This is a genomic window from Streptomyces sp. AC558_RSS880 (assembly GCF_019049255.1).
Classification (GTDB): Bacteria; Actinomycetota; Actinomycetes; order Streptomycetales; family Streptomycetaceae; genus Streptomyces.
The window spans coordinates 99805-119825 of sequence record NZ_JAGMUJ010000016.1 but is presented as its reverse complement, the minus strand read 5'-3'; the positions used below and the strand labels follow the sequence as shown (position 1 = coordinate 119825).

General features: G+C 70.3%; 13 protein-coding genes, 1 tRNA gene and 1 rRNA gene. 13 read left to right on the top strand and 2 right to left on the bottom strand.

The window, feature by feature from the left end:
* The 3 genes from rrf to KUM38_RS06930 all read left to right on the top strand — a co-directional run.
* Nucleotides 1-90, top strand: a 5S ribosomal RNA gene (rrf, locus tag KUM38_RS06940); the annotation flags it as partial.
* A 115-nt stretch (nucleotides 91-205) separates the two neighbouring features.
* Nucleotides 206-868 (top strand): DegT/DnrJ/EryC1/StrS family aminotransferase, encoded by a 663-nt coding sequence (locus KUM38_RS06935; RefSeq protein WP_217128386.1) that lies wholly within the window; start codon nucleotides 206-208, stop codon nucleotides 866-868.
* A 78-nt stretch (nucleotides 869-946) separates the two neighbouring features.
* Nucleotides 947-1019: transfer RNA gene (locus KUM38_RS06930), tRNA-Thr, on the top strand.
* A 62-nt stretch (nucleotides 1020-1081) separates the two neighbouring features.
* On the opposite strand, the gene KUM38_RS06925 is transcribed toward KUM38_RS06930, so the two are convergent.
* Nucleotides 1082-3721 (bottom strand): SpoIIE family protein phosphatase, encoded by a 2640-nt coding sequence (locus KUM38_RS06925; RefSeq protein ID WP_254396788.1) that lies wholly within the window; start codon nucleotides 3719-3721, stop codon nucleotides 1082-1084.
* Between the two features lie 500 nt (nucleotides 3722-4221).
* On the opposite strand from KUM38_RS06925, the gene KUM38_RS06920 reads away from it, so the two are divergent.
* The 10 genes from KUM38_RS06920 to KUM38_RS06875 all read left to right on the top strand — a co-directional run bounded on the left by KUM38_RS06920 (nucleotide 4222) and on the right by KUM38_RS06875 (nucleotide 19198).
* Nucleotides 4222-9693 carry a HAMP domain-containing protein gene (locus tag KUM38_RS06920; RefSeq protein ID WP_217128378.1) on the top strand — a complete coding sequence of 1824 codons (5472 nt, stop codon included), beginning with the start codon at nucleotides 4222-4224 and terminating at the stop codon, nucleotides 9691-9693.
* 307 nt (nucleotides 9694-10000) lie between these two features.
* A complete protein-coding gene (locus KUM38_RS06915; protein WP_217128377.1) occupies nucleotides 10001-10678 on the top strand; it encodes a two-component system response regulator in 678 nt (225 codons plus the stop codon).
* A gap of 156 nt (nucleotides 10679-10834) precedes the next feature.
* Complete coding sequence (locus KUM38_RS06910) at nucleotides 10835-13597, top strand: DNA translocase FtsK (protein ID WP_217128376.1); 2763 nt, start codon at nucleotides 10835-10837, stop codon at nucleotides 13595-13597.
* A gap of 252 nt (nucleotides 13598-13849) precedes the next feature.
* A complete protein-coding gene (locus tag KUM38_RS06905) occupies nucleotides 13850-14689 on the top strand; it encodes a helix-turn-helix domain-containing protein (RefSeq protein ID WP_217128375.1) in 840 nt (279 codons plus the stop codon).
* A 93-nt stretch (nucleotides 14690-14782) separates the two neighbouring features.
* Nucleotides 14783-16258 carry a 30S ribosomal protein S12 methylthiotransferase RimO gene (gene rimO, locus KUM38_RS06900; protein ID WP_217128374.1) on the top strand — a complete coding sequence of 492 codons (1476 nt, stop codon included), beginning with the start codon at nucleotides 14783-14785 and terminating at the stop codon, nucleotides 16256-16258.
* Nucleotides 16255-17130, top strand: coding sequence for a CDP-diacylglycerol--glycerol-3-phosphate 3-phosphatidyltransferase (gene pgsA / locus KUM38_RS06895; RefSeq protein ID WP_217128373.1), 876 nt, complete (start codon nucleotides 16255-16257; stop codon nucleotides 17128-17130). The genes rimO and pgsA overlap by 4 nt, the downstream gene beginning before the upstream one ends.
* Nucleotides 17127-17672: a CinA family protein gene (locus KUM38_RS06890; RefSeq protein WP_217128372.1), complete on the top strand. Its 546-nt coding sequence runs from the start codon at nucleotides 17127-17129 to the stop codon at nucleotides 17670-17672. The genes pgsA and KUM38_RS06890 overlap by 4 nt, the downstream gene beginning before the upstream one ends.
* Before the next feature lie 109 nt (nucleotides 17673-17781).
* Nucleotides 17782-18162: a helix-turn-helix domain-containing protein gene (locus KUM38_RS06885; protein ID WP_003993396.1), complete on the top strand. Its 381-nt coding sequence runs from the start codon at nucleotides 17782-17784 to the stop codon at nucleotides 18160-18162.
* Nucleotides 18163-18346: 184 nt separating this feature from the next.
* The gene (locus KUM38_RS06880; RefSeq protein ID WP_217128371.1) at nucleotides 18347-18817 is read left to right on the top strand and encodes a Dps family protein; all 471 of its coding nucleotides are present in this window, start codon (nucleotides 18347-18349) and stop codon (nucleotides 18815-18817) included.
* Nucleotides 18818-18943: 126 nt separating this feature from the next.
* On the top strand, nucleotides 18944-19198 hold the full coding sequence (locus tag KUM38_RS06875; protein ID WP_217128370.1) for a hypothetical protein: 255 nt from the start codon (nucleotides 18944-18946) through the stop codon (nucleotides 19196-19198).
* Here KUM38_RS06875 and KUM38_RS06870 read toward each other — a convergent pair.
* The gene (locus KUM38_RS06870; protein WP_217128369.1) at nucleotides 19182-19991 is read right to left on the bottom strand and encodes an Fpg/Nei family DNA glycosylase; all 810 of its coding nucleotides are present in this window, start codon (nucleotides 19989-19991) and stop codon (nucleotides 19182-19184) included. The two genes, KUM38_RS06875 and KUM38_RS06870, sit on opposite strands and share 17 nt — an antisense overlap.
* Nucleotides 19992-20021: the final 30 nt, after the last annotated feature.

The window sequence follows — 20021 nt, the reverse complement described above, 5'->3', positions numbered from 1 at the left end:
CCCGGTTACATTCCGAACCCGGAAGCTAAGCCTTACAGCGCCGATGGTACTGCAGGGGGGACCCTGTGGGAGAGTAGGACGCCGCCGAACAATTCTTCAAAAGGGTTGGACCCCGAACTTCGGTTCCGGGTCCAACCCTTTTTTGTTCTGTGTCACTTGACGTTCACGTTGCGCAACGAGCATCCACTCCATGAGTACTGCTGCACTGCTCAGGGCCGCCGGTGTCGGAGTGGGTGACGAGGTCGTCGTACCGGCCTTCGGGAACGTGGAAGTCGCCGAAGCCGTGACGCTGGCAGGGGCGTTGCCGGTGTTCGCCGACATAGATCCGGCGACGTACTGTCTGGAGCCGGCCGCGGTGGAGGCGGTCGTAACTCCCAGGACAGCAGCCGTCGTTGTCGTGCATCGCTTCGGGAGGCCCGCCGACGTGAGGCGGTTCCACGCGCTCGGCCGCCGGCACGGGCTGCTGGTGCTGGAGCACGGTGAATCCGAGGCGTCGTACGACGAGATGGCTCAGCGGCGGGAGCGGGCGGCGTTCCTCGACGCCAAGTTGAGGGGTGTGCGGACGCCCGAGAGCGGAGTCGGGCACACCTATCAGCAGTACGTCGTGCGGGTGCCGGGGAACGGTCGGCCCGATCGGGACGCCTTCGCACGCGCCATACGGAGCAAGGGCGTTGAGTGCCGCGTGCCGGTGAAGACCCCCGTGCACCGGATGCCCGAGTTCCGGCGGTGCGTGTCCCTGCCCGAGACCGAGCGGGCCGCCGACGAGACGCTCGCGCTTCCCGTGGACGCGTCACTGACCAAACGGGACATGCAGCGGATCGCGGCGGCGTGCAACGCGCTGGGCGGGCTGCTCCAGCCGGTCGGCTGAGCGGTGGTTGGGAGCACGGGTTCATTCGGGGTATGATCTATTCCGTTGCCGAGCGGGAAACCCCGCACACGGCAACAGGCCCCTATAGCTCAGTCGGCAGAGCGTCTCCATGGTAAGGAGAAGGTCAACGGTTCGATTCCGTTTGGGGGCTCGGACAGAAAGGCCCCGCCCATTCGGGCGGGGCCTTTCTCATGCCCTGCGGGAGGGCACCCGCTAATCCGTGTGCAGGCCCGGTACGCGCATGGCGAGAATCGCCATGTCGTCGGACGGGGGCTCGGAGGCGAAGCGTTCCACCGCGCGCATGATGCGGGCCGCGACCGCGCCGGCCGTCAGACCGGTGCAGGTCGTCAGGACGTCGGCGAGGCCGTCGTCGCCCAGCATGCGGGGGCCCTCGCGCCGTTCGGTGACGCCGTCGGTGACGCAGAGGAGCACGTCGCCGGGGTCGAGGGTGACCGTCTGCTCGTACAGCTCCAGGTCCTCGATGACGCCGAGGAGGGGCTGCGGCTCCGCCGCCGGTTCGACCGTGCCGTCCTGGCGCAGGCGGAGCGGGAGGGGATGACCGGCGCAGACCACCTTCAGTTCCGCGCTGCCGTCGTCCTGCGGGCGCATCTCGCCGTAGAGGAGGGTGAGGAAGCGGCTGCGGGCGCCCTCGTCGAGGATCGCGGAGTTGAGGCGCTCCAGGACCGCCGGACCGCTGAGGCCCTCGCGGGCCAGCAGCCGGAGCGCGTGCCGGGCGAGACCGGTCACGGCCGCCGCGTTGGGGCCGGTACCGCAGACGTCGCCGATGGCGAAGCCGTACGCGCCGTCGCTGATCGGGAAGAGGTCGTAGAAGTCGCCGCCGACCTCGTTGCCCTCGCCCGCCGCGCGGTAGATGACCTCGACCTCGACACCGTCGATGGTCGGCAGCTCCGGCGGCAGGAGGCTGCGCTGGAGGGACTGGCTGATGGCCGTGCGCTCCGAGTAGAGGCGGGCGTTGTCCAGGGCCAGGGCCGCCCGTCGGGAGAGGTCCTCGGCGAGCTCCAGGATCTCCTGGCGGAAGTGCTCGTCGGTCGGCTTGCCGAGCGTCAGCATGCCGATGACCCGGTTGCGGGCGACCAGGGGGAGGACCACCGTCTCGCCGCCGACCGCGGAGGCCGTGGCGAGGGTCGGACCGATGCCCGTGGTGACCTGGCGGGTCGGGCCGCCGCTGAGGCCGAGGCTACGCATGGAGGTGCGCAGGGCCGCCTGGTGGGCGACCTCCGCCGGGGCGGACCAGACGCGGGCACCGGGGGTGGGGACCGGGTCGGGCGGGGCGATCTTCGACAGCAGGGACTTGATGCCGTCGATCAGCTCCTCGTCCTCGTGCAGCACGTAGGAGAGGTACGGCTCGGAGGCCTGGTCGGCGATCGTGTAGACGGCGCACCAGGTGGCGAGGGTCGGCACCGTCATCTGGGCCATCAGGGCCAGGGTCTGGTCCCGGTCCAGGGTGCCGGCCAGCAGGTCGGAGGCCTCGACGAGGAAGCTGAGCGAGCCGCGGCGCAGGCGCTCCAGTTCGCCCAGGCGGGCCGACTCGACGGCGAGCGCGATGCGGTCCGCCGCGAACTGCAGACGCAGCGCCTCCTCGTTGGAGTATCTGCCGGGTGCCTCGGCGGCGACGCCGAGGGAGCCGGTGAGGCGGCCCTCGACCTTCAGCGGGACGGTGATGACCGAACGCATGCCGGTGCTGTTGAGGAGGGGGACCGCGCCGGGAACGGCGGACAGGTCCTCGTGGACGGCCGGCATGCGGGCGGAGCCGTAGCGGCCGGGACCCGCCTCGACGGGGACGCGGGCGAAGCGCTGGCGGGCCGAGGGGAGGCCGGTGGAGGCGCGGACTTCCAGTTCCGTCTCGTCGTCGGTCGCGAGGAGCAGGAAGGCGGAGTCGCCGTCGAGCATGTCGCGGGCGCGTTCCACCGTGCGCTGGAGCAGCCCGTCGAGGTCGTCGGGGGCCGGGGAGCCGATGAAGACCTCGAAGGGGTCGGTGCTCTGTCCCTCGGAGGTGCCGGACGTGTCGGGCGCGGGGCCGCGCAGCGGGGTCTGCAGAACCGCCCGTTCGTGGTCCCGCACCAGGAGGCAGACCGTTGACGGCTCGCCGTCGGTGTCCCGGACCCGCAGGTGGGAGGCGTACACGGGGATCACTCGGCCGTGGGCGCCCCTGATGCCGTAGCTGCCCTCCCAGCGGGAGAGCCGGAGCGCGTCGGCGATGCCGGTGCCGGTGCCCGGGGTGTGCGGCCAGGCCGCGAAGTCGGTCAGCGGCTTGCCGGTGACCTGCTCGGCGGAGTAGCCGAAGAGTTCCTCGGCGTCCTCGTTCCAGGCGGTGATGGAACCGACCTGGTCGATCTGGACCACGGCGACGCGGACCCGGGTGTCGGCGAGCGGGAGGAGGTGGGCCGGCAGGGCGGGGCCGGCGGTGCGGGTGCCGACCGGGCGCTCGGGAAGGTCGAGCCGGAACCAGACGGTCTTGTGGGTGGGGGTGTAGTCCACGCCCCAGTGACCGGCCAGGGCCGCGCACAGCTGGAGCCCGCGGCCTCCCTCGCGGTCGGGGCTGCCCATGGTGATGGCGGAGCCCTGGAGCGGGATCTCCCGCTCCGGATACCGGTCGGCCACCTCGATCCGTACGCCGTCGTCGCTGCGCAGACAGAGGAGGTCGGCGGAGGTGCCGGCGTGGACCACGGCGTTGGTCACCAGTTCGCTGGTGAGGACCACGGCGTCGTCGACGATGTCGCCGAAGCCCCAGCCCTGCAGGGTGTCGCGGACGAAGGAGCGGGCGCTCGCGACCGATCGCCCCACGGGCTCGAAGCTGGCGGCCGCGCGCGCGGTGATCACAGAACTCCCCATATGTCGGCGGCCCCTGCCCCTCCATGCCCGATTCCCCGGCTCGCTCGGTACAGGGTAGTCGGCCAGTGGATCGGTGTTCAGGGGGTATCCCCCCTGCATTGCCCGGGGGATACCCCCTGAACACCGGCGCGACGCATCTCGCGTCACAGGTCGGCTGACGAGCTTCGAGAAGCTGCCGAACTGTTGTGACTCCGCCTGACCCGAAGGCCCGCTTCTCGCTGGATCCGAATCCGGCGAAGGACAAGCCCTGCCCGGCTGTTCAACGAGGAGCGACGTTGTGAGTTACGGTCCTAGGTCGGCATGGTGGAAGACTGGGCGGGCTTCTTGCAAACGTCAGGACGGGGCGAGTGCCCGCCCTCCACAGTGGGCAGCAGCCCGGGAAGCGGTCCGGCATGCGGATCGTGCCGGGCGGCAGCACGGGAAAGCGGCATCAGTCGGGTCGCCGAGCGTGGTGGCACCCAAGAACAGCAGTAACGGTCGACCCCTGCGGGAGGGACACAGTGGAGTCTGGCGCAGCGACGCGGGGCACGAAGACGACGCGCGCGAAAGGCGGACAGTCCCTGAGCAAGCCGGGAAGGGCGCGAGGCGGGACCACGACCGTGGACACGGCGGCCCTGAACCGGCTGATGGTGGCGTTGGTGGCGATGCGGGACGGGAACTTCCGCAAGCGGCTCACGGTGTCCGGCGACGGCGTGATGGCGGAGATCGCGGCGGTCTTCAACGAGGTGGCCGACCGCAATCTGCATCTGACGGGTGAGCTGGCGCGGGTGCGCCGCATGGTCGGGCGTGAGGGAAAACTCACGGAGCGGCTGGAGACGGGGGCCTCCGAGGGGTCCTGGGCGACCGCGATCGACAACTCGAACGCGCTGGTGGACGACCTGGTGCGGCCCGTCTCCGAGGTCAGTCGGGTGCTGTCGGCGGTGGCCGAGGGTGATCTGTCGCCGCGTATGGAGCTGCGCACGCAGGCGGCGCCGGAAGGGGCCGGGCATCCGCTGCGGGGCGAGTTCCTGAAGGTCGCGCGGACGGTGAACAACCTGGTCGACCAGTTGTCGACGTTCACCGACGAGGTCACGCGCGTGGCCAGCGAGGTGGGGACCGAGGGCAAGCTGGGCGGTCAGGCCCAGGTACGTGGCATGTCCGGTTCGTGGAAGGACCTCACGGACTCCGTCAACACGATGGCGGAGCGGCTGACGGCGCAGGTGCGCGACATCGCGCTGGTGACGACGGCCGTCGCGCGCGGTGACCTGTCGCGCAAGGTCACCGTGCACGTCGAGGGCGAGATGCTCGAGCTGAAGAACACCGTCAACACGATGGTGGACCAGCTCTCCGCGTTCTCCTCGGAGGTGACCCGCGTCGCGCGCGAGGTGGGCACCGAGGGTGCCCTGGGCGGCCAGGCGCAGGTGCCCGGGGTGGACGGCGTGTGGAAGGAGCTCACCGACTCCGTCAACACCATGGCCGGGAACCTCACCGCGCAGGTGCGCGGGATCGCCGAGGTGACGACGGCGGTCGCCAACGGTGATCTGTCGCGGAAGGTGACGGTGCCGGCGCGCGGCGAGGTCGCGCAGCTCGCCGAGACGATCAACCAGATGACCGAGACGCTGCGGATCTTCGCGGACGAGGTCACGCGGGTCGCCAACGAGGTCGGCGGCGAGGGACGGCTGGGCGGTCAGGCGAACGTGCCGGGCGCGGCGGGGACGTGGAAGGACCTGACGGACTCGGTCAACACGGTGTTCCGGAACCTGACCACTCAGGTGCGGGACATCGCGGCGGTGACGACGGCGGTCGCCAACGGCGACCTGTCGCAGAAGGTCACCGTGGACGTGGCCGGCGAGATGCTGGAGCTGAAGAACACCGTCAACACGATGGTGGACCAGCTGTCGTCCTTCGGTGCCGAGGTCACGCGCGTGGCGCGCGAGATCGGCGTCGAGGGTGAGCTGGGCGGTCAGGCGCAGGTGCCGGGCGCGGCGGGGACGTGGAAGGACCTGACGGACTCCGTCAACACGGCGTTCCGCAACCTCACCGGACAGGTGAGGAACATCGCCCAGGTGACGACGGCGGTCGCCAACGGCGACCTGTCGCAGAAGGTGACGGTGGACGTCTCCGGCGAGATGCTCCAGCTGAAGAACACCGTGAACACGATGGTGGACCAGCTGTCGAGCTTCGCCGACCAGGTGACGCGGATGGCCCGGGACGTGGGTACGGAGGGCCGGCTGGGTGGTCAGGCGCGCGTGGACGGCGTGTCGGGCACCTGGAAGGAGCTCACCGACTCCGTCAACTCGATGGCGTCCAACCTGACGGGGCAGGTGAGGAACATCGCGCAGGTGACGACGGCCGTCGCGCGCGGTGACCTGTCGCAGAAGATCGACGTCGACGCGCGCGGGGAGATCCTCGAGCTGAAGAACACCATCAACACGATGGTGGACCAGCTGTCGTCGTTCGCCGACCAGGTGACGCGGGTGGCCCGCGAGGTGGGTACGGAGGGCCGGCTGGGCGGTCAGGCGCAGGTGCCCGGGGTCGCCGGTGTGTGGCGGGACCTGACGGACTCCGTGAACGGCATGGCGGGCAATCTCACCGCGCAGGTGCGCAACATCGCGCAGGTGGCGACAGCGGTGGCGCGCGGTGACCTGTCGCAGAAGATCACCGTGGACGCGCGCGGGGAGATCCTGGAGCTCAAGAACACGCTGAACACGATGGTGGACCAGCTGTCGTCGTTCGCCCAGGAGGTCACGCGGGTGGCCCGCGAGGTGGGTACGGAGGGCATCCTCGGCGGTCAGGCCGAGGTGCAGGGTGTCTCCGGCACCTGGAAGGACCTCACGCAGTCGGTGAACGGCATGGCGAACAACCTGACCCTCCAGGTGCGCAACATCGCCGAGGTCACCACGGCGGTCGCCAAGGGCGACCTGTCGAAGAAGATCACCGTCGACGCCAAGGGCGAGATCCTCGAGCTGGTGACCACCGTCAACACGATGGTGGACCAGCTGTCGTCGTTCGCCGAGCAGGTGACCCGGGTGGCCCGTGAGGTGGGCACCGAGGGCATCCTCGGCGGCCAGGCGCACGTGCCGGGTGTCACGGGCATCTGGAAGGACCTGAGCGACAACGTCAACCTGATGGCGAAGAACCTGACCACCCAGGTGCGGAACATCTCCCAGGTGTCCGCGGCCGTCGCCAACGGCGACCTGTCGCGGCAGGTCAGCATCGAGGCGCGCGGCGAGGTGGCGCAGCTCGCCGACACCATCAACATCATGGTGAAGACGCTGAGCGCGTTCGCCGAGCAGGTCACCAAGGTGGCCCGCGAGGTGGGCACGGACGGCATCCTCGGCGGGCAGGCGCACGTGCCGGGTGTGGCCGGTACGTGGAAGGACCTCACCGAGTCGGTGAACCAGATGGCGTCCAACCTGACCGGTCAGGTGCGCAACATCGCCATGGTGACGACGGCCATCGCCAAGGGCGACCTGACGAAGAAGATCGACATCGACGCGCGCGGGGAGATCCTCGAGCTGAAGACGACCATCAACACGATGGTGGACCAGCTGTCCTCCTTCGCCGAGGAGGTCACCCGTGTGGCCCGCGAGGTGGGTACCGAGGGCCAGTTGGGCGGCCAGGCACGGGTGCGGGACGTCGACGGCACCTGGCGGGACCTGACCGAGTCCGTGAACGAGATGGCCGGGAACCTGACCCGGCAGGTGCGTGCCATCGCGCGGGTGGCGACCGCGGTGACCCGCGGCGACCTGAACCTGAAGATCGACGTGGACGCGTCCGGGGAGATCCAGGAACTCCAGGACTACATCAACAAGATGATCGCCAACCTGCGCGACACCACGATCGCCAACAAGGAGCAGGACTGGCTCAAGGGCAATCTCGCCCGCATCTCGGCACTGATGCAGGGCCGCCGTGACCTGGAGGACGTGGCCTCGCTGATCATGAGCGAGCTGACGCCGGTGGTGTCCGCGCAGCACGGCGCGTTCTTCCTCGCGATGCCGCTGGTCGACGGCGAGGACCTGAACGCCGCGGACGACGACCAGTTCGAGCTGCGCATGCTCGGCTCGTACGGCTACTCCATGGGGTCCATGCCGACGTCGTTCCGGCCCGGTGAGGGGCTCATCGGGACGGCCGCCATGGAGAAGCGCACGATCCTCGTGCAGGACGCGCCCAGTGGCTATCTGAAGATCTCCTCGGGGCTCGGGGAGGCGCCGCCGGCGCAGGTGATCGTGCTGCCGGTGCTGTTCGAGGGGAAGGTGCTCGGCGTCATCGAGCTGGCCTCCTTCACGCCGTTCACGCACATCCAGAAGGACTTCCTCAACCAGATCGCCGAGATGATCGCGACGAGCGTCAACACCATCTCGGTCAACACCAAGACCGAGCGGCTGCTTTCGCAGTCCCAGGAACTGACCGAGCAACTGCGTGAGCGGTCGGCGGAGTTGGAGCAGCGGCAGAAGGCGCTCCAGGCGTCCAACGCCGAACTGGAGGAGAAGGCCGAGCTGCTGGCCCGGCAGAACCGCGACATCGAGGTGAAGAACACCGAGATCGAGGAGGCGCGGCAGGTCCTGGAGGAGCGCGCCGAACAGCTCGCGGTCTCCATGCGCTACAAGAGCGAGTTCCTCGCCAACATGTCGCACGAGCTGCGTACGCCGCTCAACTCGCTGCTGATCCTGGCCAAGTTGCTCGCCGACAACGCGGAGGGGAACCTCTCCCCGAAGCAGGTCGAGTTCGCCGAGACCATCCACGGCGCCGGATCCGACCTGCTGCAGCTCATCAACGACATCCTCGACCTGTCGAAGGTCGAGGCGGGCAAGATGGACGTCTCCCCGACGCGCATCGCGCTGGTCCAGCTCGTGGACTACGTGGAGGCCACCTTCCGGCCGCTGACCGCGGAGAAGGGCCTGGACCTGTCGGTTCGGGTGTCGCCGGAGCTGCCGGCCACGCTGCACACCGACGAGCAGCGGCTGCTCCAGGTGCTGCGCAACCTGCTGTCCAACGCGGTGAAGTTCACCGACTCCGGGTCGGTGGAGCTGGTCATCCGGCCCGCCCGTGACGACGTTCCGCAGGCCATCCGGGAGCAGTTGCTGGAGGCCGGTTCGCTGACCGATCCGGACGCGGATCTGATCGCGTTCTCGGTGAGCGACACGGGCATCGGCATCGCGGCCGGCAAGATGCGGGTGATCTTCGAGGCGTTCAAGCAGGCCGACGGCACCACCAGCCGCAAGTACGGCGGTACGGGGCTGGGGCTGTCCATCTCGCGGGAGATCGCGCAGCTGCTCGGCGGCGAGATCCACGCGCAGAGCGAGCCGGGCCGAGGCTCGACGTTCACGCTGTACCTGCCGCTGCACCCGAGCGAGCTGCCGCCGCACGGCTACCAGCAGCCCATGCCCGCGCTGGAGGCCGGCGACCTGGTGGAGTCGGCCGAGCCGGTCCCGGCGGAGGTCGAGACGCCGGCGGAGGTGAAGTCGTACCGGGACACCCAGAACGGTCCGGCCGCGCTGTTCCGGCGCCGCCGCAGGATCACGCTCGAGCAGCGGCCCGCTCCGGAGCCCGAGCAGTGGCCGGGCGTGGAGCGGCAGGAGCCGGCCCCCCGGCCGTCGAGCCGCGGCATCCGCTTCGGCGGGCAGAAGGTGCTGATCGTCGACGACGACATCCGCAACGTCTTCGCGCTCACCAGCGTCCTGGAGCAGCACGGCCTGTCCGTGCTGTACGCGGAGAACGGCCGCGAGGGCATCGAGGTGCTGGAGCAGCACGACGACGTGGCGGTCGTCCTGATGGACATCATGATGCCCGAGATGGACGGATACGCCACGACCACGGCGATCCGCCGGATGCCGCAGTTCGCCGGGCTCCCGATCATCGCGCTCACCGCGAAGGCGATGAAGGGCGACCGTGAGAAGGCGATCGAGTCGGGCGCCTCCGACTACGTGACCAAGCCGGTCGACCCCGATCACCTGCTGTCGGTGATGGAGCAGTGGATGCGGGGGGAGTGAGGCCGGCGTCCGGAGGGGGCGTGCGTGTGACGGGAAGCTCCGGTGTTCACGAGTTGTTGCTGACGCGGTGCGCGCGAAGTCGTGTAGAGGTACGGGAATCGGGGAACCTTCTGGTCTCCCGCCGCGTTTCTGCTACGTGCACGGTGACATCGCGGTGACAGGGTGTGGCGACGGGCGGGGTGCGGCTACGATGACCGGCACAAGGACGGGCGGCGCAAGGGAGTCGTCCCCTGGGGCGGTACCCACGGGTGCATCCCCAGGACCTGCGGACAGGGGAGGCCCCACGCCGGGGCGAGGAGGGCGGGCCATGGTGCAGAAGGCCAAGATCCTCCTGGTCGATGACCGGCCGGAGAATCTGCTGGCGCTGGAGGCGATCCTCTCGGCGCTCGATCAGACGCTGGTGCGGGCATCGTCCGGGGAGGAAGCGCTCAAAGCGCTGCTCACGGACGATTTCGCGGTCATTCTGCTGGACGTCCAGATGCCGGGCATGGACGGTTTCGAGACCGCCGCGCACATCAAGCGGCGGGAGCGGACCCGGGACATCCCGATCATCTTCCTCACCGCGATCAACCACGGTCCGCACCACACCTTCCGGGGGTACGCGGCGGGTGCGGTCGACTACATCTCCAAGCCGTTCGACCCGTGGGTGCTGCGCGCGAAGGTCTCGGTCTTCGTCGAGCTGTACATGAAGAACTGCCAGCTGCGGGAGCAGGCGGCGCTGCTGCGGCTCCAGCTGGAGGGCGGCGAGAAGGACACGGCCGAGTCCAAGGAGCCGGCGGGGCTGCTCGCCGAGCTCTCGGCGCGGCTCGCGGCCGTCGAGGAGCAGGCCGAGGCCCTCACCAAGCAGCTCAACGACGAGTCGACCGACGCGGCCGCGGTGGCCACGGCCGCCCATCTCGAGCGCAAGCTCACGGGGTTGCGGCGGGCGCTGGACGCCCTGGAGCCCGGAACCGGCAGCGCGTCGTCGGTGCCGTCGCAGAACTGACGCCGAGGGCGAGGGCGTTGGCCGGGCACCCGACGCGCCGCGGGCATGAGACCGCGTCAACTGTGCGTCAATGTCACGCCTCGACAAGAGCGACACGAACGGGTGAAGCGTCCGTCACGCGTGTCCCCAACCGTCTCCACCGGTAACCTCACACCCATGGCCTCACGTCCCTCCGCAGCCAAGAAGCCGCCCGCGAAGAAGGCGCCCGCTTCCGCGAAGGCTCCGGCGAAGAAGGCTGCCGCCAAGAAGGCCCCGGCGAAGAAGGCTCCCGCCAAGAAGGCCGCGGCGAAGAGGGCCCCGGCGAAGAAGGCCGCGCCCGCACCGGCCGCCCCGAATCCGACCAGCGGCGTCTACCGGCTCGTGCGCGCCCTGTGGCTGGGCCTCGCGCACGCCGTCGGCGCCGTCTTCCGCGGCATAGGGCAGGGCGCCAAGAACCTCGACCCCGCGCACCGCAAGGACGGCCTGGCGCTGCTGCTGCTCGCCGTCGCCCTGATCGTCGCCGCCGGCACCTGGGCCGACCTGAAGGGCCCCGTCGGCGACCTCGTGGAGATCCTGGTCGCCGGAGCCTTCGGCCGGCTCGACCTGCTGGTGCCGATCCTGGTCGCCGTCATCGCCGTACGGTTCATCCGGCACCCGGAGAAGCCGGAGGCCAACGGACGGATCGTGATCGGCCTGTCCGCGCTCGTCATCGGCGTGCTCGGACAGATCCACATCGGCTGCGGCTCGCCCGCGCGCGGCGACGGCATGCAGGCCATAAGGGACGCCGGCGGTCTCATCGGCTGGGGCGCGGCCACACCGCTGTCGGCGACCATGACCGACGTCCTCGCCGTGCCGCTGCTGGTGCTGCTCACCGTCTTCGGTCTGCTGGTCGTCACCGCCACCCCGGTGAACGCCATTCCGCAGCGCCTGCGGCAGCTCGGCGTGCGGCTCGGCCTCGTCCGCGAACCCGAGCCGGAGGAGTTCGGCGAGGACGACGAGCGCTACGAGCAGCAGTGGCGCGAGTCGCTGCCCGCGAGCCGTCGCAGACGGCGGCCGGCGCCCGAGGAGTACGACCCGGACAGTGCGGAGCAGGAGGCGCTGTCCCGGCGCCGGGGCCGACCCCGCAGGCCCGCGGTGTCGCAGTCCTCCATGGACCGGCCCATGGACGCCGTGGACGTGGCCGCCGCCGCGGCCGCCGCGCTGGACGGCGCCGTGCTGCACGGGATGCCGCCCTCGCCGATCGTCGCCGACCTGACCCAGGGCGTGAGCACCGGCGACCGTGAGCCGACCACACCGACGCCGGTTCCGGCCGCCCGCGCGCGGCAGGGGAAGCCGACGGCGGACAAGCCGCAGGACGGGCCGAAGCAGGACAGGCCGCCGGCCGGCGTCCTGGACATGACCAAGGAGCCGCCCCGCGAACCCCGCGATCTGCCCGCCCGCGCGGAGCAGCTCCAGCTCTCCGGCGACATCACCTACTCGCTGCCCGCCCTCGACCTGCTCGAGCGCGGCGGCCCCGGCAAGGCGCGCAGCGCCGCCAACGACGCCATCGTCGACGCGCTGCGGAAGGTCTTCACGGAGTTCAAGGTGGACGCCGCCGTCACCGGCTTCACCCGCGGCCCGACGGTCACCCGCTACGTGGTGGAACTCGGCCCGGCCGTGAAGGTCGAGCGGGTGACCGCGCTGACCAAGAACATCGCGTACGCCGTCGCCAGCCCGGACGTGCGGATCATCAGTCCGATCCCCGGCAAGTCCGCGGTGGGCATCGAGATCCCGAACACCGACCGGGAGATGGTCAACCTCGGCGACGTCCTGCGGCTCGCGGAGTCCGCCGAGGACGACGACCCGATGCTGGTCGCCTTCGGCAAGGACGTCGAGGGCGGCTACGTCATGGACTCCCTGGCGAAGATGCCGCACATGCTGGTCGCCGGCGCCACCGGCTCCGGAAAGTCGTCCTGCATCAACTGCCTGATCACCTCGATCATGATGCGGGCGACCCCGGAGGACGTCCGGATGATCCTGGTCGACCCCAAGCGCGTGGAGCTGACGGCGTACGAGGGCATCCCGCACCTGATCACGCCGATCATCACCAACCCCAAGCGGGCCGCCGAGGCGCTGCAGTGGGTCGTGCGCGAGATGGACCTGCGCTACGACGACCTCGCGGCCTACGGCTACCGGCACATCGACGACTTCAACCGCGCGGTGCGCGAGGGCAAGGCCAAGCCGCCCGAGGGCAGCGAGCGGGAGCTGCAGCCGTACCCGTACCTGCTGGTGATCGTCGACGAGCTGGCCGACCTGATGATGGTCGCCCCGCGCGACGTCGAGGACGCCATCGTGCGCATCACGCAGCTCGCGCGGGCGGCCGGCATCCACCTGGTGCTCGCCACGCAGCGGCCGTCCGTCGACGTGGTCACCGGTCTGATCAAGGCGAACGTGCCGTCCCGGCTGGCGTTCGCCACGTCCTCGCTCGCGGACTCGCGGGTCATCCTCGACCAGCCCGGCGCCGAGAAGCTGATCGGCAAGGGCGACGGGCTGTTCCTGCCGATGGGCGCGAACAAGCCGACGCGTCTGCAGGGCGCGTTCGTGACCGAGGAGGAGGTCGCGGCCGTCGTCCGGCACTGCAAGGATCAGATGGCGCCCGTCTTCCGGGACGACGTCACCGTCGGGAGCAAGCAGAAGAAGGAGATCGACGAGGACATCGGCGACGACCTGGACCTGCTGTGCCAGGCGGCCGAGCTGGTCGTCTCCACCCAGTTCGGGTCGACGTCCATGCTCCAGCGCAAGCTGCGCGTCGGCTTCGCCAAGGCGGGCCGGCTGATGGACCTCATGGAGTCGAGGAACATCGTCGGGCCGAGCGAGGGTTCGAAGGCCCGTGACGTTCTTGTGAAGCCTGATGAACTGGATGGCGTGCTCGCGTTGATCCGGGGGGAGTCTGATGGGTAGGCGAGCGGGAGGCGGTCGTCGTCTCCAGGCACCCGGACGGCCGATCGTGACCCACCCGTAAGCGATCATTGAGCAACCGTTTCCCGTCGGCGTACGTCAAGTTGAGGGAAACGACAAACCGCAGGCCCATCATCGGAATGTCGGGCCATTCCGATGGCGTACAAAGTCCTACCGCCCGGTTGCCCCATCCTCTTGTACCCCTCCTAGACTGAACCTCCAGCACAGGCGGCTACACGCTCGAAAGGCGCCCCCGTGTCCATCGGCAACTCCCCTGAAGACGAGCGTCCGTTCGAAGACGTTTCCGAGGAAGCCCGCCCTTCCGTCTCCGTCGGCCGAGCGCTGCAGCAGGCGCGCATAGCCGCCGGGCTCACCGTCGACGACGTCAGTACCGCCACCCGCGTCCGTATCGCCATCGTGCACGCCATCGAGGCGGACGACTTCGCTCCCTGTGGCGGCGACGTCTACGCGCGCGGGCACATCCGGACCCTGGCCAAGGCCGTGGACCTCGATGCGGGCCCGCTGATCGCCCAGTACGAGGCCGAGCACGGCGGCGGCCGTCCGGCCCCGACCCCGGCCGCCCCGCTGTTCGAGGCGGAACGCATCCGTCCGGAGCGGCGCGGCCCCAACTGGACCGCGGCCATGGTCGCCGCGATCGTCGTCGTGATCGGCTTCGTCGGGTTCACGATGGTCAAGGGTGACGACGACGGCGGCAAGGCGAACGTCGCCGAAGGCGCCGAGCCCACCAAGTCGTCCTCCTCCACCCCCAAGACCGAGAAGCCCGTCAAGCCCGAGCCGGAGCCGTCGGACAGCGCCATCGCCGCCGCCCCGCAGGACAAGGTGACGGTCCAGGTCAGCGCCGCCGACGGACGCAGCTGGATCTCCGCCAAGGATCACAACGGCCGGCTGCTGTTCGACGGACTGCTCAAGCAGGGCGAGTCCAAGACCTTCCAGGACGGCACCGAGGTCAACCTGGTCCTCGGTGACGCCGGCGCGATCGACCTGTTCGTGAACGGCAAGAAGATCGAGGACGACTGGCAGCCGGGCGCCGTCGAGCGCCTGACCTACACCAAGGGCGACCCGCAAGCAGGATGAGCCGACGCAAAGGGTGCTTCGACGACGGGGTTGGCCATGATCGGCCAACCCCGTCGACGTGGGACGTCAGCGGGACGAAGTAGTCTTGAGCCCATGCCTGAACGCCGTACCGTCGCACTCGTCACCCTTGGCTGCGCCCGTAACGAGGTGGACTCGGAGGAGCTCGCAGGCCGTTTGGAGGCGGACGGCTGGCAGCTCGTGGAGGACGCCGAGGAAGCGGACGTCGCCGTCGTCAACACCTGTGGCTTCGTCGAGGCCGCCAAGAAGGACTCCGTCGACGCCCTCCTGGAGGCCAACGACCTCAAGGGACACGGGAGAACCCAGGCCGTCGTCGCGGTGGGCTGCATGGCCGAGCGGTACGGCAAGGAACTCGCCGAGGCCCTTCCCGAGGCCGACGGCGTGCTCGGCTTCGACGACTACGCCGACATCTCCGACCGCCTCCAGACCATCCTGAACGGCGGCATCCACGCCTCCCACACCCCGCGCGACCGGCGCAAGCTGCTGCCGATCAGTCCGGCCGAGCGGCAGGACTCCGCCGCCGCCGTCGCCCTTCCGGGACACGGCCCGGTGGACCTGCCCGACGGCCTCGCCCCGGCCTCGGGCCCCCGCGCGCCGCTGCGCCGCCGGCTGGACGGCTCCCCGGTCGCCTCGGTGAAGCTCGCCTCCGGCTGCGACCGGCGCTGCTCCTTCTGCGCCATCCCGTCCTTCCGCGGCTCCTTCATCTCGCGCCGCCCCAGTGACGTGCTGAACGAGACGCGCTGGCTGGCCGAACAGGGCGTGAAGGAGATCATGCTGGTCTCCGAGAACAACACCTCCTACGGCAAGGACCTCGGCGACATCCGCCTGCTGGAGTCCCTGCTGCCCGAGCTGGCCGAGGTCGACGGCCTCGAGCGGGTGCGTGTCAGCTACCTCCAGCCGGCCGAGATGCGGCCCGGCCTGATCGACGTGCTGACCTCCACCCCGAAGGTCGCCCCCTACTTCGACCTGTCCTTCCAGCACTCCGCGCCCGACGTGCTGCGCGCGATGCGCCGCTTCGGCGACACCGACCGGTTCCTGGAACTGCTCGACACGATCCGGAGCAAGGCGCCCCAGGCCGGTGTGCGCTCCAACTTCATCGTCGGCTTCCCCGGCGAGTCCGCGGCCGACCTCGCCGAACTGGAGCGGTTCCTGAACCACGCGCGACTGGACGCCATCGGCGTCTTCGGCTACTCCGACGAGGAGGGCACCGAGGCGGCGACGTACGACCGCAAGCTGGACGAGGAGGTCGTCGCCGAGCGGCTGGCCCGTGTCTCCCGGCTGGCCGAGGAACTGGTCTCGCAGCGCGCCGAGGAGCGGGTCGGTGAGACCGTGCACGTGCTGGTGGAGTCCGTCGACGAGACGGAGGGTGTGTACGGCCGGGGGGCGCACCAGGCGCCCGAGACGGACGGCCAGGTGCTGCTCACGAGCGGCGAGGGTCTGAGCGTCGGCCGTATGGTCGAGGCGAAGGTGGTCGGCACGGAAGGTGTCGACCTGGTGGCCGAGCCGCTGTTCCAGGGTTCGCCCGCGTGTAGTGAGGAGGCGGGCAGATGACGGGTGTCCCGGCATCGGCGGCAGGAGGCCCCTCCGGCGCGAGGAGGGCGGCGGGCACCGCACCCGGAGGCCTGCCGGTGTCCGGCCGCGCGGTCGCGCGGGAGGCACGGGGCACGACTCCGGGACCGTCCGGCGGCGGACCGCGGCGTGGCGCGGCCGGCGGCGTCCAGGGCGGCGCCCGGGCGCACGGCGACGAGGTGGCGCCGGCCACCGCGTCCCGCGACGGCGCCGAGGACGGCGCCAGGCCGGCGCGCGGCGCGAAGATCGCGGCGGCGGCCGTCAACCAGGCCAGCGTCTGGAACATCGCCAACCTGCTGACCATGCTCCGGCTGCTCCTGGTGCCGGCGTTCGTCATGCTGATGCTCGCCGAGGGCGGATACGACCCGGCGTGGCGGTCGTTCGCCTGGGCGGCCTTCGCCGTCGCCATGATCACCGACCTGTTCGACGGTCATCTGGCGCGCACCTACAACCTCGTCACCGACTTCGGGAAGATCGCCGACCCCATCGCCGACAAGGCGATCATGGGAGCGGCGCTGATCTGTCTCTCCTCGCTGGGCGATCTCCCGTGGTGGGTCACCGGAGTCATCCTCGGCCGGGAACTCGGGATCACCCTGCTGCGTTTCCTGGTCATTCGCTACGGCGTGATCCCGGCCAGCCGAGGGGGCAAGCTCAAGACCCTCACCCAGGGCATCGCCGTCGGTATGTACGTACTGGCGCTGACGGGGTGGCTGGCCACACTGCGGTGGTGGGTGATGGCCGCGGCGGTCGTGCTGACCGTGGCGACCGGACTCGACTATGTGAAACAGGCCATTGTGCTGCGCAGGCGGGGAATCGCCGAGCGCGAGGCGGCGTTGGAGGAGACGGAAGCGTGAGTTCCGAGGCCACCGAGGTGGTGCGACTACTCACCGTGAACGGCGGAACGCTCGCCGTCGCCGAGTCGCTGACCGGTGGTCTGGTGGCGGCCGAGATCACTTCGGTGCCCGGGGCGTCCAAGGTCTTCCGGGGCTCGGTGACGGCGTACGCCACCGAACTCAAGCAGCGACTGCTCGGTGTGGACGCCACCCTGCTGGCGCAGCGCGGAGCGGTGGATCCGCAGGTGGCGGCCCAGATGGCGGCCGGCGTCCGCGAGGCGCTGGGTGCCGACTGGGGCATCGCCACCACCGGCGTCGCCGGTCCGGATCCCCAGGACGGCCAGGACGTCGGCACGGTTTTCGTGGCCGTGGACGGCCCCGCGGGGACGGGAACGGGTTCTGCCCGCGGCGGAAAAGTGGAGCATCTGCGGTTGAACGGCGACCGCGCGGAAATTCGTATGGAGAGTGTACGGAGCGTACTCGCACTGCTTCTGAGGGAGCTTGCGGGCGAACAGACCGGGAATGAGCGGGCACAGGATACGGAACGGAACGGGGGGTTTTGATGTTTGCAGCCCTGAGTGAACACGACATCGCTCCCCGCACGGCCGCGGCGCAAGGCGGTACGGTGGGGCGAGAAGGATGCGGCTACGCGGTCCGAGGAGGGAGCCACCGATGATTCTGCTCCGTCGCCTGCTGGGTGACGTGCTGCGTCGGCAGCGCCAACGCCAGGGCCGTACTCTGCGCGAAGTCTCCTCGTCCGCCCGAGTCTCACTCGGCTATCTCTCCGAGGTGGAGCGGGGGCAGAAGGAGGCTTCCTCCGAGCTGCTCTCCGCCATCTGCGACGCGCTGGACGTACGGATGTCCGAGCTCATGCGGGAAGTGAGCGACGAGCTCGCTCTCGCCGAACTGGCCCAGTCTGCTGCAGCGACCCCCAGCGAGCCCGTACCCACGCCGGTTCGTCCGATGCTGGGTTCCGTTTCGGTGACCGGTGTGCCACCGGAACGGGTGACCATCAAGGCGCCCGCCGAGGCGGTGGACGTCGTCGCCGCGTGAGCGTGGTGTTCCGCGCACGCGTGGTGTGAAGGTGTGAGATGCCCCGGTAGGGGCCCTTCCGGAAGATCCGGAGGGGTGCCGCCGGGGTTTTCGCATGCGCGGGCCTTCTCCGGTGCGTTTGCCGGTGCGGTGCCTGGCGGTCATCGTGGAGGGACGAGGCGGGGGGCCAGCCACGGAGGTGCGGATGTACGTCGTGAAGAGCCCGTTGTCCGACGCGAACCTGAAGACCGTGTCCGAGGCACTGCAGGGCGCCCTGGTCGACCTGGTGGATCTCGCCCTGGTGGCCAAACAGATCCACTGGAACGTGGTCGGGCAACGCTTCCGTTCCGTGCATCTCCAGCTCGACGAGGTCGTGACCCTGGCGCGTACGCACTCCGACACCGTGGCGGAACGCGCCGCGGCACTGGGGGTCTCGCCCGACGGGCGTGCCGCGACGGTGGCCGTCGGCAGCGGCATCGGGGTGACGCCCGAGGGCTGGGTCGACGACACGGCCGCCGTGGGTGCGCTCGTGGAGGCACTGGGCGCGGTGATCGCCCGTATGCGGGAGCGGGTCACGGCGACCGCCGAACCGGACCCGGTGAGCCAGGACATCCTGATCACGATCACCGCGGACCTGGAGAAGCAGCACTGGATGTTCCAGGCCGAGAACGGGTGACGTGGTCCTGGAGGGCCGTGGGGCCCTCGAGGAGAGAACCGGGGGTCGGGATGCGTCCGTGTGCCCTTGGTGCGCCCTGTGCGCGGGGGCGCGCGGTCTCATAGCGTCGGCGCGGGGGTGGAGGCCGTGACGACGGGGCGGGTGCTGCGCCGGGGGGCCGTTCTGGGGTTCGGGGCGCTGTGGTGGTGGGCGGTGGCGCGACTGCTGCTGGTGCCCGACGCCGGGGTGGTGGAAGGGGCGGTCGCGGCCGGCGGGTGGGGGCTCAGTCTGCTGCCGGTGCACTGCATGCCCAAGGCGCGGGCGGAGGGAGCGCTCGCGGCGGGGCGGTGGCGGCGGGCGTGGCGGGTGAGCACCGTGCGTCGGTTCACCGACGGGGAGTGAACGGAGCCGGACCCGGCTGGCAGGCGGGACACCAGTACGTGGGGCGCTCGCGGGAGCCGTCGCCCTGGTCGGCGAGGCGGACGAGGGTGCGGCAGCGCAGGCAGGGGCGGCGGGCGCGGCCGTACACGAACAGGTCCTGGCCGCGGCGGCCCGTGGTGTTGCGGACCGGGCGCTCGCGGTTGAACTCCAGCAGTTTCCTGGCGAGTTCCGGCAGTTTCGCGGACCGGTCGGCGGGCAGCTCGCCCACGGGGAGCCAGGGGGTGACACCGAGGAGGAAGCACAGCTCGCTCTTGAAGACATTGCCGATTCCGGCGAGGTTCCGCTGGTCCAGCAGGGCCTCACCGAGGGGGCGGGCCGGGTCCTTCAGGAGGTTGGCCAGCGCGAGATGGGGGTCCCAGTCCGGGCCGAGGAGGTCGGGGCCGAGATGACCGACCGCGCGGTCCTCGTCGGTGGTGCGCATCAGTTCCAGGACGGGGAGCCGGTAGCCGACGGCCGTGCGGCCGGCGTTGCCGAGGACGGCGCGGATCTGGTGGGCGGGGCCGCCGTTCCACCGTTGCCCGTGCGCGTACACCCGCCAGGAGCCGTCCATCCTCAGGTGCGAGTGCAGCGTCAGGCCGCCTTCGACGCGGGTCAGAAGGTGTTTGCCGCGCGGGGTGACGTCCAGCACGGTGCGGCCGGTGAGGTCGGCCGTGGCGAATCTCGGCACCCGGAGGTCGCTGCGGGTCAGCACCTCGCCGGCCAACGCGTCGTGCAGCCGCCGCGCGGCCTGCCAGACCGTGTCTCCTTCGGGCATGCGTCAAGGGTGGCACGTCGGGCGCCCGGA